This is a genomic window from Mesorhizobium sp. M0751, assembly GCF_040320265.1.
Taxonomy (GTDB): Bacteria; Pseudomonadota; Alphaproteobacteria; order Rhizobiales; family Rhizobiaceae; genus Mesorhizobium.
In genome coordinates this window covers 1-13,542 of sequence record NZ_JAMYPH010000018.1, presented here as the reverse complement: position 1 = coordinate 13,542, position 13,542 = coordinate 1, and the positions used below count along the sequence as shown (strand labels likewise).

At 62.7% G+C, this 13,542-nt stretch carries 13 protein-coding genes; 6 read left to right on the top strand and 7 right to left on the bottom strand.

The genetic code is table 11. From position 1 onward, the window contains the following. Window positions 1-28: 28 nt before the first annotated feature. From NKI19_RS24190 to NKI19_RS24175, 4 genes are all read right to left on the bottom strand, one after another. Window positions 29-1,297: a TCR/Tet family MFS transporter gene (locus tag NKI19_RS24190; protein WP_352491507.1), complete on the bottom strand. Its 1,269-nt coding sequence runs from the start codon at window positions 1,295-1,297 to the stop codon at window positions 29-31. A gap of 151 nt (window positions 1,298-1,448) precedes the next feature. Further along, window positions 1,449-2,366, bottom strand: coding sequence for a KPN_02809 family neutral zinc metallopeptidase (ypfJ, locus tag NKI19_RS24185; protein ID WP_352566070.1), 918 nt, complete (start codon window positions 2,364-2,366; stop codon window positions 1,449-1,451). 224 nt (window positions 2,367-2,590) lie between these two features. Then, window positions 2,591-3,046, bottom strand: coding sequence for a manganese-binding transcriptional regulator MntR (gene mntR / locus NKI19_RS24180; protein ID WP_023678308.1), 456 nt, complete (start codon window positions 3,044-3,046; stop codon window positions 2,591-2,593). Between the two features lie 52 nt (window positions 3,047-3,098). Beyond that, window positions 3,099-3,284, bottom strand: coding sequence for a hypothetical protein (locus tag NKI19_RS24175; RefSeq protein WP_352491509.1), 186 nt, complete (start codon window positions 3,282-3,284; stop codon window positions 3,099-3,101). Between NKI19_RS24175 and NKI19_RS24170 the strand changes: the two genes are divergently transcribed. Next, on the top strand, window positions 3,283-4,650 hold the full coding sequence (locus NKI19_RS24170; RefSeq protein WP_352491510.1) for an Nramp family divalent metal transporter: 1,368 nt from the start codon (window positions 3,283-3,285) through the stop codon (window positions 4,648-4,650). The two genes, NKI19_RS24175 and NKI19_RS24170, sit on opposite strands and share 2 nt — an antisense overlap. Window positions 4,651-4,804: 154 nt before the next feature. After that, window positions 4,805-5,458 carry a dihydrofolate reductase family protein gene (locus tag NKI19_RS24165; RefSeq protein ID WP_352491511.1) on the top strand — a complete coding sequence of 218 codons (654 nt, stop codon included), beginning with the start codon at window positions 4,805-4,807 and terminating at the stop codon, window positions 5,456-5,458. Window positions 5,459-5,512: 54 nt separating this feature from the next. Here the strand turns inward: NKI19_RS24165 and NKI19_RS24160 are convergent, their stop codons facing one another. Beyond that, window positions 5,513-6,382 (bottom strand): LysR family transcriptional regulator, encoded by an 870-nt coding sequence (locus NKI19_RS24160; RefSeq protein ID WP_352491512.1) that lies wholly within the window; start codon window positions 6,380-6,382, stop codon window positions 5,513-5,515. Window positions 6,383-6,474: 92 nt separating this feature from the next. On the opposite strand from NKI19_RS24160, the gene NKI19_RS24155 reads away from it, so the two are divergent. Then, window positions 6,475-7,074, top strand: a complete 600-nt coding sequence (locus tag NKI19_RS24155; RefSeq protein ID WP_352491513.1) for a LysE family translocator — start codon at window positions 6,475-6,477, stop codon at window positions 7,072-7,074. 167 nt (window positions 7,075-7,241) lie between these two features. Here the strand turns inward: NKI19_RS24155 and NKI19_RS24145 are convergent, their stop codons facing one another. Further along, on the bottom strand, window positions 7,242-8,420 hold the full coding sequence (locus NKI19_RS24145; protein WP_254820339.1) for an MFS transporter: 1,179 nt from the start codon (window positions 8,418-8,420) through the stop codon (window positions 7,242-7,244). A 193-nt stretch (window positions 8,421-8,613) separates the two neighbouring features. On the opposite strand from NKI19_RS24145, the gene NKI19_RS24140 reads away from it, so the two are divergent. Together NKI19_RS24140 and NKI19_RS24135 are read left to right on the top strand one after the other, a co-directional pair. Further along, window positions 8,614-8,970: an ArsR/SmtB family transcription factor gene (locus NKI19_RS24140; RefSeq protein WP_023719360.1), complete on the top strand. Its 357-nt coding sequence runs from the start codon at window positions 8,614-8,616 to the stop codon at window positions 8,968-8,970. Between the two features lie 95 nt (window positions 8,971-9,065). Further along, window positions 9,066-9,812 (top strand): metallophosphoesterase family protein, encoded by a 747-nt coding sequence (locus NKI19_RS24135; protein WP_352491514.1) that lies wholly within the window; start codon window positions 9,066-9,068, stop codon window positions 9,810-9,812. Between the two features lie 61 nt (window positions 9,813-9,873). Here NKI19_RS24135 and NKI19_RS24130 read toward each other — a convergent pair whose 3' ends face one another. Then, window positions 9,874-12,285: a DNA/RNA non-specific endonuclease gene (locus NKI19_RS24130; protein ID WP_352566072.1), complete on the bottom strand. Its 2,412-nt coding sequence runs from the start codon at window positions 12,283-12,285 to the stop codon at window positions 9,874-9,876. 263 nt (window positions 12,286-12,548) lie between these two features. Between NKI19_RS24130 and NKI19_RS24125 the strand changes: the two genes are divergently transcribed. Continuing rightward, entirely contained in the window at window positions 12,549-13,412 is an 864-nt protein-coding gene (locus NKI19_RS24125; protein ID WP_352491516.1) for an SH3 domain-containing protein, read from the top strand. The last annotated feature ends 130 nt before the right edge of the window (window positions 13,413-13,542 follow it).

The following is a 13,542-nucleotide window of genomic DNA, read 5'->3' as shown; positions in this document are numbered from 1 at the left end:
ACGGCGCCGGCCGGGCTCCCGGCGCCGATCAAGCCCCGTCTGTCACCGCTTCCTGCGCGTGCATGCGTTTGACTTCCTTCGGCGTCGGCTTGGCCACCCTGGTGACGAAGACGACGAGCGCCAGCGTGAGGAAAATCGCGCCGAGCAAATACGGGGCACCGCCGAAAACCACGGGCGCGCTCGGCCCCGTGAACCAGGAAAAGATCGCCGTATAAAGCAGCGGTGTGATGATCGAGGTGATCGAGAAGATCGAGGTCATCGCGCCCTGGAGTTCGCCCTGGGCGGAAGGTGTCACCTTGGCGGCCGCCAGGCTTCTGAGCGGTGGATCGGCCAACGCCTCGAGACATCCGACGACGATCACTGCATAGATCATCCAGCCTTGTGACGCGAAGGCGTAGCCGAAGGCGCTGAGTGCGGTAAATGCCAGACCGATTACCGCCGTCTTCCACTCGCCAAGCTTAGGGATCACGCGCGGCAGGACTGTCGCCATGACGATCGCTCCGCACAGGCCGAAGGCGCCGAGCGAGAAGCCGATCTGTTGTTCGCTCCAGCCATAGCGATAACTGGAGACGAACGACCAGACCGCAGGATACATCATGTGCCCCAGCGTCATCAGAAAGAAGACAAGTCCGATCCAGCCGATACCTTCGTAGTTGCGCATCTGGACGAGAGTGCCGACCGGGTTCGCGCGTTTCCACTCGAAGCGGCGACGGTGCTTGTTATCAAGCGTTTCCGGCAACAGAAACAGCGCGATCAGAAAGTTTGCGAAAGCAAGCCCGGCAGCGAAATAGAACGGCACACGTGGCCCGAACGTGCCGAGCAACCCGCCCAGAACCGGCCCGATGACGAAGCCGACACCGAAAGCGATGCCGAGCAGCCCGAAATTCTTGGCACGGTTTTCGTCGGTCGAGATGTCGGCGATAAACGCCGATGTCGTGGAATAGCTGGCGCCGGAAACGCCGGCCAGCACGCGGCCGATGAACAGCATCGGATAGGACCAGGCGATAGCGCAGATCAGATTGTCGATAGCGAACGTCAGCACCGAGGCAAGCAGGATAGGCCGCCGTCCGAACCGGTCGCTCAACCCGCCCATCACTGGTGCGAAAACGAACTGCATCGCCGCATAGACGAAGAACAGCCAGCCGCCCTCGATAGCCGCCTCACTGATACCGACGCCGGTCAATTCCCTGAGATAGGCCGGCAGCACCGGCATAATGATGCCGAAGCCGATGATGTCGAGCAGCAGTGTGGTGAAAACAAGCGCAAGGCCCCGCCTGGCGGTTTTGGGGTCTATCATGATGGTATCTCCTCGGGCCGCCCGAGCGAACGGGAACACACCTTATAGGCGAGCACATCGCCGGGAACAATGAGGGAACGGGCAGAGTGTTTTCATCCTGACATCCCCTGACGGCGATCCAGTCTCTCGGATTAGCGAGAAAACTGTCGGCTCAGATCGGGTTGTTGAACGTGTCGCAGTCCGATAGCTTGCCGTTCTGGAAGCCCCGCGCCAGCCAGGTCTGCCGCTGCTGCGACGTGCCGTGGTTGAAGCTTTCCGGCACGACGTAGCCCTGCATCTTCTTCTGCAGCGTGTCATCGCCGATCTGCTTGGCGGCGTTCAGTGCCTCCGCCATGTCGCCCTGTTCCAAGATGCCCTTCTGACCGGTGAAATGTGCCCAGATGCCGGCAAAGCAGTCGGCCTGCAGCTCGACCTGCACCGACATGTGGTTGGTGTCGGCTTCGCTCATATTCTGCCGCATCTGATTGAATTTGGGCAGGATGCCGACGAGGTTCTGCACGTGATGGCCGACCTCATGCGCGATCACATAGGCCTGTGCGAAATCGCCGGACGCGCCGAACTGCTGATCGAGCTGCTGGAAGAAGGTGGTGTCGAGATAGACCTTGCGATCGTTGGGACAGTAGAATGGTCCGGCCGCTGACGAGGCAGAACCGCAAGCGGAGCCGATCCGGCCGCTAAACAGGACCAGTTTTGGATCTTGATAGGTCAGGCCCTCGGACTGGAAAATACCGGTCCAGGTATCCTCGGTCTCGGCCAGCACGGTCGATACGAACTGCTTCATCTCGTCGGACGCGGGCGCACCGGTACCGCCGCCTTGCTCGCCGCTATTGTCGGTGATCTCGCCGCCGCCGGGCTGCAAGCCGCTGTTATCGAGGATCTGGCTCGGGTCGAAGCCGAAATACCACCCTGCCAGGAAAATCAACCCTACGATGATGATGCCCGAGATGCCGCCGCCGCCGGCGCGACCGCCGATCGGGATGCGAAACTGCCCCGGCCCGCCACCAAGCCCGCCGCTCTGGCCGCGCTCGTCCTCGACATTGTCACTCTGACGACGGCCCTTCCAGAGCATGGCAACCCCCGTTTATGCAATTTTCCGGCTGATCGGGCCGTGTCCCGGTTCGATCGGACACGACAACAATTATCTCAACGGTTACGCCAAGTCACAGTATTTTTCGTGCGAACAAGCAATGCTTGCTGACGCTTGTCTGGTCTGGCCGAGACATCGCAAGGTCTGTGCCGCTCACCCTGCTCGTGGGAAGCGAGTGGCGCGACGAGATGCGCTGGCCGTGCTTTTCAGCGGGCGGCGATTATTGCCTTGCGAAAGGCTTCGAGCGTCTCGGCGCTGACATGATGCTCGATGCCCTCGGCGTCGATGCGCGCCGTCTCGGCGCTGACCCCGAGCGAGCGCAGGAAGGCCTCGACCGTCTGGTGGCGAATGCGGCTCTCTTCCGCAACCTTGCGGCCGGCATCGGTCAGGAACACGCCACGATAGGGTTTCCGGGAGACCAGCCCGTCGGCGCACAGCCGCGTCAGCATTTTCGCCACCGTCGGCTGGGCGACGCCGAGCCGTGCCGCGATGTCGACCTGGCGCGCCTCGTTGCCGTCCTCGATCAGGTCGGCGATGAGCTCGACATAATCCTCGACCAGCGCGCTGCGGCGCGCTTCACGCGTCTGCCGGAAGCCTTCCGAGTGAATTTCTGCATCAGGCAGCGGCTTTTCGCGAGGAACCGGTCTTTTCTTCAGCGCCAATACGCGCTCCTCCCGGCAGTTTGAATCGGCATTGCAGTCATAGCACAGAACCCTATTGGTTCTGGCCGTTTATTTCCATTCGGTGGCCGGCGCAACCGGCGTTCACCGCCGTTCCGGCCGCACGGCCAAGCGGTTGCACGAAAAAGCTCAGACAATGAAATATAGCATATTGCATAATGTTCAGCCGTGGCATAAATAAGGACAGAATATCGATCGCTCCTGTGGAAAGCCAGTTCATGTCGGAAGCCGAAGCCACCTCAGCCCCCCGGTCCATGTGGCGATTTGCCCGCCCGGAGGACGGCGAGCAGCCCAGCCTTCGCGAAGTCAACGCCACGATCGCCGTGCCGCACTCGGGGATTTGGCTTCGCCGGCTGTTCGCCTTCATGGGGCCGGGCTACATGGTTTCGGTCGGCTACATGGATCCTGGTAATTGGGCGACCGACCTCGCCGGTGGGGCTCAGTTCGGCTACACGCTGCTGTTCATCATCATGTTGTCGAACCTGATGGCGATCCTGCTGCAGGCGCTCGCCGCCAGGCTTGGCATCGCCACTGGCCGCGACCTTGCACAGGCGTGCCGCGCCTATTATCCGCGTCCGGTCAATTTCATGCTTTGGGTCGCTTGCGAATTGGCCATCATCGCCTGCGACCTCGCCGAGGTCATTGGCACGGCGATCGCCTTGCAACTGCTGTTCGGCATTCCGCTGATCGGCGGCGCCATCATCACCGCGCTCGATGCCTTCCTGCTGCTGTTGCTGATGAACAAGGGCTTCCGTTTCCTCGAGGCCTTCATCATAGCGCTTTTGATCATCATCTTCGGCTGCTTCGCCATCCAGATCTTTGCCGCCGCCCCGCCGGTCGGCTCCATCCTGCATGCGATGTTCGTGCCATCGTCCGAGATCGTCACCAATCCGGCCATGCTTTACATCGCCATCGGCATCATCGGTGCCACGGTGATGCCGCACAATCTCTATCTGCACTCCTCGATCGTGCAGACCCGCGCCTACGAGCGCACCGATCGCGGCAAGCGCGACGCTATCAAATGGGCGACGACCGACTCGACCATCGCGCTGATACTGGCGCTGTTCGTCAATGCCTCCATCCTGATCGTGTCGGCGGTGGCGTTCCACGGCACCGGTCATCATGACGTTGCCGAGATCGGCCAGGCCTTCGAGCTTCTGTCGCCGCTGCTCGGCCTCGGCATCGCTTCCATTCTGTTTGCCGTAGCGCTGCTTGCCTCCGGCCTGAACTCGACGGTGACGGCGACGCTCGCCGGCCAGATCGTGATGGAAGGGTTCCTGCGTCTGCGCATCCCGCAATGGGCGCGCCGCCTGCTGACGCGCGGCATCGCCATCGTCCCGGTGGTGGTGGTCACTGCGCTCTATGGCGAGAAGGGAACCGGCCAGTTGCTGGTCTTCAGCCAGGTAATCCTGTCGATGCAGCTTCCCTTCGCAGTCGTGCCGCTGGTGCAGTTCGTCTCGGACAAGCGCAAAATGGGTAATTTCGCCATTTCCCGCGCTGTTGCCGTGCTGGCCTGGGTGGTCGCTGGGCTCATCCTGGTGCTCAACTTCAAGCTGCTCTACGATACGGTCGTCGGTCTGGACTGAGCGTTTCTCTTCTCCAAGCCGATGCAACAAGGTCGGCAGTCATCCGCCCTTCCAACCCTGGAAATTTGCCGGCCGCTGTCGGACAAATGGCCGTTCGCCCGTCCTTGGCTCGAACTCCGGCCATGACGGCACGGATCAGGGAAAGGGAGCTCCAATGAGGAAGATCATCGCCGCAACATTCGTCAGCCTCGACGGCGTCATGCAGGCGCCCGGCGGCCCGCAAGAGGACCCTGTCGGGGGCTTCAAATTCGGCGGCTGGACGTTTCACTACTGGGACGACGTGATGGGCGCCGCGATGGGCGAGACGTTTTCAAAACCGTTCGCGCTGCTTCTCGGCCGCAAGACCTACGACATCTTCGCCGCCCACTGGCCCTATCAGAAGAATGACCCGATCGCCGACAGCTTCAACGCCGTCACCAAATATGTGGCGACGCACAGGCCGGATACGCTGTCCTGGCAAAATAGCCAGCCGCTCGGCGGCGATGTCGTGGCGACGTTGCGCCGGATGAAGCAGGAGGACGGCCCGGACCTGCTCATTCAGGGATCGAGCGAGCTGATCCAGACCTTGCTCGCCAATGACCTGATCGACGAGATCAGCCTGCTGATTTTCCCGCTGGTGCTGGGCAAGGGCAAAAAGCTGTTCGGCAGCGGCACGATACCTGCTGCCTTCAAGCTGACCCGTTCGCAGGCATCGACCACCGGCGTCCTGATGGCGAGCTATGAACGCTCCGGCGAGATCAAGACCGGGTCCTTTGCTCCGGAACAGCCTTCCGAAGCCGAGATCGAGCGGCGCAAGAACTGGAAGTAGATGCTGCGGGGCGATCAAGGACGGCTGAACACTGGCCGTCCTTTTTGCTGTTTTTTAAGCCGCCTCTCGTCGGCGTGTCAACCCATCGCGGAGGTGGCCCGCGAACGCCAGTGCAGCCGGCGCGACGCCGTGCTTCGGCAAATGCAGATTGATCGAAAAATTCGGCAATGACGGCAGCTCCGGATCGTTGGCCAAAATGTCGAGGTCGGCAGGCACGGTCGACGCCAACCAGGTGGTGACGGCCAAGTCCGAACGCACCGTCGCCGTCGTCGCGTCGATGCTGCCGTTTTCGAATACGGTGCGCCATTCCAGCCCATGCTCGTCAAGCGCCTCCAGCACCACCGGGCGGAACGCGCAGGTCTCGGCGACCATCGAAACCGGCAAGGGCCGCTTGCCGCGGGCGGCGCCGCCTTTGGCGCCGACCCAGACCAGCCGGTCGACAACAAGGCATTCGCCAGCCGACCGGCCGATCGGCTCCTCGATCACCGCGAGCTCTATCGTGCCGGCCGCCAAGGCCGCAGCCAACTCCGGCGACGAAGCACAGATCAGCGAAATCTCGACCTGCGGATACGCCTCGGCATAGGCCTTGAGCACCGGCGCAAGCAAGGTGCCGACAAGGTCATACGGCACGCCAAGCCGCACCTGACCGGCAACCGCATCGCCCGCCATCTCCGCCAAGATCTCGTCATTGAGGGAAAGCAGGCGCTTGCCCTTGCCGAGCAATCGCTCGCCGGAGCGGGTCAACCGCAATCCACGCCGGTCGCGCTCGAACAGGCTGCAGCCAAGAACCTCTTCCAAGCGCTTGATATGTTGGCTGACGGCGCCTTGGGTCAAATTCAGCGCGTTGGCCGCTGCTGTCATGCTGGCCTTATCCGCAACGGTGACGAAGGTTCGGATCAAGGCGGTATCGAGATTGCAAGCCATCTGACTATTATGTTTCTTAATAGTAACCATTGCAAACATTGCATTTACTGATGAGCCAAAAGACCTACCGTGCAGGCTTCAAAGGAAGCAGCATGTTTGAAACCGTCCTTCCCCTCGTCGTATTCGCGCTGGTCTCAACCTCAACGCCCGGCATGGCCACGACCTTGTCGACGGCGTCCGGCGCGCAGTTCGGCTTTCGCCGCTCTATCCCGCTGATGGCCGGGAGTGCGGCCGGCCTGGCCACGGTGGCTGCGGCAGGTGCTGCCGGGCTCGCCGGCGTGCTGGCCGCCGCTCCTTCGCTGCAACTGACGATGAAAATAGCCGGATCGCTCTATCTGGTGTGGCTTGCCCTCAAGATCGGCCGCAGCGGTCCGCCCAATCTGGACGTGGCCATGGCAAAGCCGAACAGCTTTTTCGGTGGCGCCGGCCTGCAATGGATGAACCCAAAGGGCTGGGCCATGGGGCTGGGAGCGGCGGCATCCTTTGCTGCGCTCGCCAACGGGCCGCTGCAGCTCGCCTTGCTGCTCGGCACGGTCTTCGGTCTTGCCGCGGCCCTATCGCTGGCGGCGTGGTGCGTAGCGGGCACCCTGCTCGCCCGGTCGCTGCGAACCGAGCGGCAGTGGCGCATGCTCAACATCATGCTTGGCCTGCTGCTGGCCGCCTCGATCATCCCGATGTGGCGGACAGCGTAAGACCAAGCTGTGGCAAGTTGCTCAGCAGCGCTTCGAGGAGATGTTTGGAAAGGAGCAGGCGGCAAGCCTGCGAGCGGCGCTGGACGAAATCGCCGCGTTGGATTTTGACGCACCGCCGGCCGCGATTTGAACTATCGGCGGCCGGCAGCCAAGCTCCACTGACAGCCTTATTCGGCCGGCATCGCCACCGGACGCGCCGCCAGATGGCCTGCCAGCACCACGCCCAGACCAATGATCGGGAATGCCGCCGCGACCACGCCGAGGTCGGCCGGTGCGCCGTAGCGCAGCACCGCGGCGCCAACCACCGCACCCAGTGCGACGCCGAGATAGAGTGCCGAAGCGTTCAGCGACAGCACGATGGGCGCGGCATCGGGCGCCAGCTTGATGATACGGCTGGCCTGCGCCGGCGGGAATGCCCAGCCGACGATGCCCCACGGCACCATCATGGCCATGAGCGCCGGCCCGGCGATCTCGCGCGGCAGGAACATCGGGATCAGCGAAAACGTGACCAGCATGGCGGCACTCAGCGCCAGCGACCAGCAGACGGTGCGCGTCGCGCCGAAACGGTCGGCGGCCTGCCCGCCGCCGATATTGCCGATGACCGCGCCAACGCCGAAGGCGAGCAGCATTCCGGGAAGCGCGATCGGGTTCAGTCCGCCGCCTTCGATGGCGAGCGGCGCGACAAAGGCAAAGACGGTGAAGGCGCCGATCAGTGCCAGGATCGTCGTCACCAGGATAGGCATGACGCCGGGGCGGAGTGCCGCTGCCAGCCGCATCCGGAGCGGCAGCCTGGTGCCGACGATGCCGCGCGGCAGCCGGTACCACAGGATCGCGCCGGCGAGCGCGCCAAGGCCGGCAATGGCAAAGAATGTGCCGCGCCAGCCGGCGACCGTCGCAACAAGCGCGCCAAGCGGCGCGCCGACCGCGACCGCAACGGTGGTGCCGCCGACGACCACGGCAATGGCGCGGGCGCGATGATGGTCGTCGACAAGCGCAACGGCCGTTCCCTGTGCGGTCGCCGCGAACAAGCCTGACGACAGCGCCATGACGATGCGCGCGATCAACAGCAATTCGAAGGAGGAGCTCAGCGCCGCGGCGACGTTGCCCAACACGAAGAACACCAGCGTCCACAGGATGACGCGGCGACGGTCCCATTCGCCGGTCAGCGTTGCCAGGATCGGCGTGCCGATCGCATAGGCGAGCGCAAACGCGGTGATCAGCGTGCCGGCGAGCGGAACGGAGATCGCGGCATCCTTTGCAATGTCGGGCAAAAGGCTGGAGATGACGAAACCTTCGGTCGAAATCGTGAACGATCCGAGCGCAAGCCAGATGAGGCGCTTATCCATGGCAATTTCCTTAGTTCAAAGGTTATTGAACAATTGGACATAACAGGGCATGATGTCAATAAAGCCGCTGCAAAATAGCCGAACGATCCTGACAGCTCGGTGTCAGGAGGGGGCGACAGGGCGAAACTATGTGTCCATCAGCCACAAGAGGAGATGCGTTGAAATCGGCTCCGAATGTGCTTAATTCCTGGGCATGACCTTGCCCCATCCCACCGCCGACCAGATCAGCCTGCCGAACGTGCTTGCCGTGCTGGGCGACCCGACGCGGCTGGCCATCGTGCGCTATCTCGCCAGCAAGGAGGGCGTGCCGCTGAATTGCAGCCGGTTCCTCGATCTCTGCTCGAAGACCAATCTGAGCTACCATTTGGCCAAGCTGCGTGAGGCCGGCGTCACCCGGACCGAAGCAGTTGGCACCAGCCGGCTGATCACGCTGCGCCGTGACGATCTCGACCGCCGCTTCCCGGGCCTGCTCGACAGCGTGATTGCCGCGGCCGGCGACGACGCATCGCTGCCGGCGGTCGGCGGCCACGAGATCGAAGTCCGCGCCTGAACGACGCGAAGCTGGATTCCGCTCTCGCCGGCTTCGCGAGACGAGCAAAAGTAGCTTCACCCGCCCTCCAGCCATTCCAATTAACGGAGCCTGCCATGCGCATTGCCGTCCTCGCCGACATCCACGGCAATGTCCTGGCGCTCGACGCCGTGCTCGACGATCTGCGGCAGCGCGGCGGCGCCGACCTCATCATCAATCTCGGCGATTGCGTTTCCGGCCCGCTCTGGCCGCGCGAGACCATGGAGCGGCTCGAGGCGCTCGAGCTGCCGACGGTGCGCGGCAATCACGACCGCCGCGTTGCCCGCGACACCGCCGACGAGACCATGTGGCCGTCCGACCGCTACGCGCAGGAACGGCTGACGGCAAGCCAACGCGAGGCGCTGTTCGCGCTGCCCCTCACGCTCGATGTGGCGCCCGGCGTGATCGCCTTCCACGCCCGGCCCGACCACGACGAAAAATACCTGACTGACGCGATTGTCGACGGCCGACTGATGCGCGCGCCGCTGGCCGCCATCGAACGGCGCCTCGGCGCGATCGATCCCGCCTGCCGCATCATGCTTTGCGGCCACAGCCATCGCAGCGAGCTGGTCCGCATTCCCGGCGGTCCGGTCATCTTCAACCCGGGCAGCATCGGCTGCCCGGCCTATGACGATTCGACCCCGCCGGCGCATGTCTCCGAACAGGGTTCGCCGCACGCCCGTTACGGCCTCGTCGACTTGCACCCCGATCGTTTCGAAGCCATCGCCGTTGATTATGATCACGAGGCGGCGGCGCGTCAGGCCGAGCAGGCGGGACGGCCCGAATGGGCTCACGCGCTGCGCACCGGCTTCATGCCGGGCTGAACCGCGATTATACCCGGCCGAACGGATGACCGCGCTCCAAGCGGCCGCGACCGTCCAATCTTCAGTTGTCCGACGCCGATCGCTTCGATCGCTTGGCAGGACGTCGGGTGCTGGCCTCCGAAGTCTTGGATGTCGAAGTCTTCGTCGCCGAAGTCTTTGGCCGTGACGTCTTCGGCGCCAGTTGCGTTGGGTTGAAAGTCTGTGCCGGAACCGATTCGGAACCGGCCCGAATGTCGGCGTCGCGCACCTGCTGGCCAAAGTTCAGGCCGGTCAGCTCTTCAATCTCGCCCACCGTCGAAAGGAATTCCGATACCCTGGCAATTTCAAGCGGGTCATCGAATGCCTCGGCACGCTCTTCCAACGCTTCGGGCATCACTTCCAAAACCGGCTTCTGGTCCGCCAGCAGCGCGATGGCGCGCAGGCCAGCTTGATCGGACCACAGCGCGATCTTCCAGAACTTCAGCGGAACATGGCTGTCGAAGCGGTAGGGAGGATCGTCCTCGCGGAACACTGGCCCGGCAAACACCGTGACACGGCCTCGCGTCGTATAGGCGTTGCGCAGCACATAGGTTTCTACCGCGCGCCATCTCAACTTCCCTTTGGAGCCGGGATGGTTAAGCGAGCTTCCCTGATTGAAGAAGCCGACTTGCGGCGCAGCATTGGTATAAAAGAACGTGTCGCGTTCTGCCGCGACCGCCTCCTGATCCACGCCCCATGCAGGGTCGCCGCGAAGCGTAATATGGCCCTTCTGGAACATTCGAGCGATTCGTTCCTTGGATTTTGCGACGGGAAATCCAGGCACATTCTGGCTCGAATAGAATTCCTGGGTCATCTGCTCGCCAAGGTCGATGCGGCGATCGGGCCGGAAAGCATCGCTGGCTTCCGAACCGGAAATCGACTCCACCCCCAATTCGGCAAGCGACGGGTTGTCGATGACCGTCTTGTCCTCACGATTGACGGCCTTGGTGCGGGATCCATCGATATTGCAGGCGGTGACGAAGGCAAGCCTGCGATCGGCGTTCATCAAGATCGAAAAATGATGATAGCGCAATTCGTGTGGGTCCTCGCCCGGTTTGGCAAGAAGGTTTTTGGCCAACCGGAAGGGTGAATTGGCGACCGTCGGCATTGGCAGGACAAAACCCGGTATGAAGCCGGGCTCATACCCTCCACGATCGTCGAAGTCCTCTGTTTTCCAACCCGCTGCCTCGGCGATGGCTACCTTCGCGGGTTCGCTTGCCGGGCTCTTGCCGTCGTTTCGTCTTGCATCGCCTCCGTCGCGGTCGATCAGCGGCGCCCGGACATTTATCTCGACGGGAAAAGTCCAGGTGACCGAGCCATCGGCGTTGTGTCTCGTCGCCGGCGGATTGCGATCGGGTTCCGGTCGCTGCACCGGCTTGTCCAGTACATCTTCGCGAGCGTCGGCGTTCAGCCGAACTGTCTCGTCCATCATGCGCGGCGTTCCGGCCCAAATCGCCAGAGCTTCCGAAACCGCCGATGCCGAGGAGCCCGGTAGCCTGGTCTTTCTAGTGCTGAGATCGTCAACGATGGCGCTGATTCGTATGCCTTCGTTGATCTCGCGAGTAAGCGCATAGCCACCTATGCCCGTCACCTCGTGGAACGGCCCGGCCCAATGATGCAGGGCAATAGGCTCCCATTCGTTGTTGAAGACCGGTGAACCGGACGAACCCTGTTCGGTGTCGGCGACATAGTGCAGCACTTGAACCGTTTCGTCGCGGGCCACCAGCCGGTTTTCACGCAGCACCAGTTCCTTGAAGCGGCCATCGGGATGCTGAACGATGTTGGCGATTTCGCCGAGCATGTGCTTGTCGCGCGCGTCCGACAGCGAGATAAAACCGAACTCCCCCAGTTCCTTTGGACCGGAGCGCCGCTCGCCGACCCCGATCAGCGTATAGTCCAGACCTTCTATGCTATCGGTCACGAAACAGGATTCAGGATCGAACAGGAACGTCGTCGGCGTACGCACGGCATTCGCACCGTCCTGCTCATAGTCGAACTGGACCTGGAAGCGCCGGGAATCCGCCGACGACGAAATCACATGGTTGTTTGTGAGGAACAGCCTTGGCCCGACCAGAAAACCCGATCCTTGCGGATTGCCGTTGAGAAAGGCAACGCGGCCAACCGCATCGGCCGCACGGCGCCCACGCTCCAGAAATGCGACCCCGATGAAATCGAGCGTTGGGCCGAGAATTGCCTCCGGCCCTGGCTGTTTGGCGGCGGCCTTTCTTTCCCCGGCAGACCTCATGTCGATCGCTGCCGATATCATCTCTGCTTCGGTGCGGCTGAGCGACGCCTTTACCTGCAGCCTGTCGAGCCGCCTGGAGAGGGTCTGTTCGGCGGCCAGCGGATTGCCGTTGGCGATGTGACCAAGTGAAGCCTCAATCTCGGCACGCGTTTTCTTGATACGCTGGCGAACTATGTTTTCCACCTGCGCGAATATTTCAAGGTCGACCATATTGCCCTCCTCAACCTTACTTGAGAGAGTGCATATTTACATGAAATGTGCAATATTTTGCCGGCTGTTAGTTCACGGAAGTGACCTGGTAGCGATTCAACACGCGGCACCTTTTCGGGCTTACGCAGCGCCGCCTCGTCACCTATAAAAACCGGCTGGCGTGCGATGGCGCTTTCGTGCCTAGCCGCGCGTTCGGCAATTGGACCTACCGCCCGTGGCAGATGATTAGGCGCACAGTAACACTCCCGACGACGCTGCTTGCGATGGTTGCCGCTCCGCTGATGCTGGCGGAGCTGCCGGCCAACGGCCAGGAGCCGGAGCCCATCATCTCGATTGTGACGGGTCTCGCTCCGGATGACCTCCTGAACGTGCGCGCCACGGCATCGGCCATGGGCAAGATCGAGGCACGGCTGCCGAGTGGTTCGAGCGTGAAAAATCTCGGCTGCGGTGACGTCAGCGGCTACAAGTGGTGCAAAGTCCAAGACATTGACGACCCCAAGCTGAGTGGATGGGCTCCGGCGCGTTACCTCGACCCGATCAATCCCCAGCAAGTGACACCGCAGGCAGCGGCCAGTGCGGAGAACCCTGCGCCTCAACCGCTGCCCGATCTGACAACGCGCCTGGGCGCAACGGGTCCCGAAACGCCGCTGAACTCCGCTGACGCGATCGGCAGGGTGGCGATCGAGGATGCTTACCGCCTGGCGCTGGCCGGTGGAAACCCATCGACTGGACAGGTTGATGGATCACCGCCCGCAGCAGTGGGTCCCGTCCAGAATTTCGGCGCGGCCAACGCGGCGCCTCCGCCCGACGCACAGACCGTTGCACGGCTGCAGCCGCCGGGGACACCGGTCCCTGGTGCCGGCAACGTCATTCCTTGCGCGCGCTATCTCGGCCAGCCGATGACCAGCTGTAAGGCAGGCGTCGCGCGCACCGGCGACAAGATCGACGTGACCGTGACCTGGCCCGACGGCGGCACGCGCATTATCAGCTTCAAGGCCGGCAAGCCGGCCGGTTCGAACGCACCCGGCGAATTCCGCTTCACCCGCGAGGGCAGTCTGAACATGATCCGTATCGGTGCTTCCGAGCGTTTCGAGATTACGGATCAGTTGGCTGGGTTAGGGGAATAGGGCAGTAGGGCAGTAGGGCAATATGTTTAAAGGCGCTCGAACCTCTGCCCTACTGCCCTACTGCCCTACTGCCCTACTGCCCTACTGCCCTACTGCCCTACTGCCCTACTGCCCTACTGCCCTACTGCCC

What these genes read in the sequence shown, in the direction of transcription:
- NKI19_RS24190 (WP_352491507.1), bottom strand. Translation starts at nt 1,297, where the DNA reads ATGATAGACCCCAAAACCGCCAGGCGGGGCCTTGCGCTTGTTTTCACC.
- ypfJ (WP_352566070.1), bottom strand. Translation starts at nt 2,366, where the DNA reads ATGCTCTGGAAGGGCCGTCGTCAGAGTGACAATGTCGAGGACGAGCGC.
- NKI19_RS24170 (WP_352491510.1), top strand. Translation starts at nt 3,283, where the DNA reads ATGTCGGAAGCCGAAGCCACCTCAGCCCCCCGGTCCATGTGGCGATTT.
- NKI19_RS24175 (WP_352491509.1), bottom strand. Translation starts at nt 3,284, where the DNA reads ATGAACTGGCTTTCCACAGGAGCGATCGATATTCTGTCCTTATTTATG.
- NKI19_RS24165 (WP_352491511.1), top strand. Translation starts at nt 4,805, where the DNA reads ATGAGGAAGATCATCGCCGCAACATTCGTCAGCCTCGACGGCGTCATG.
- NKI19_RS24160 (WP_352491512.1), bottom strand. Translation starts at nt 6,382, where the DNA reads ATGGCTTGCAATCTCGATACCGCCTTGATCCGAACCTTCGTCACCGTT.
- NKI19_RS24155 (WP_352491513.1), top strand. Translation starts at nt 6,475, where the DNA reads ATGTTTGAAACCGTCCTTCCCCTCGTCGTATTCGCGCTGGTCTCAACC.
- NKI19_RS24145 (WP_254820339.1), bottom strand. Translation starts at nt 8,420, where the DNA reads ATGGATAAGCGCCTCATCTGGCTTGCGCTCGGATCGTTCACGATTTCG.
- NKI19_RS24140 (WP_023719360.1), top strand. Translation starts at nt 8,614, where the DNA reads ATGACCTTGCCCCATCCCACCGCCGACCAGATCAGCCTGCCGAACGTG.
- NKI19_RS24135 (WP_352491514.1), top strand. Translation starts at nt 9,066, where the DNA reads ATGCGCATTGCCGTCCTCGCCGACATCCACGGCAATGTCCTGGCGCTC.
- NKI19_RS24130 (WP_352566072.1), bottom strand. Translation starts at nt 12,285, where the DNA reads ATGGTCGACCTTGAAATATTCGCGCAGGTGGAAAACATAGTTCGCCAG.
- NKI19_RS24125 (WP_352491516.1), top strand. Translation starts at nt 12,549, where the DNA reads ATGGTTGCCGCTCCGCTGATGCTGGCGGAGCTGCCGGCCAACGGCCAG.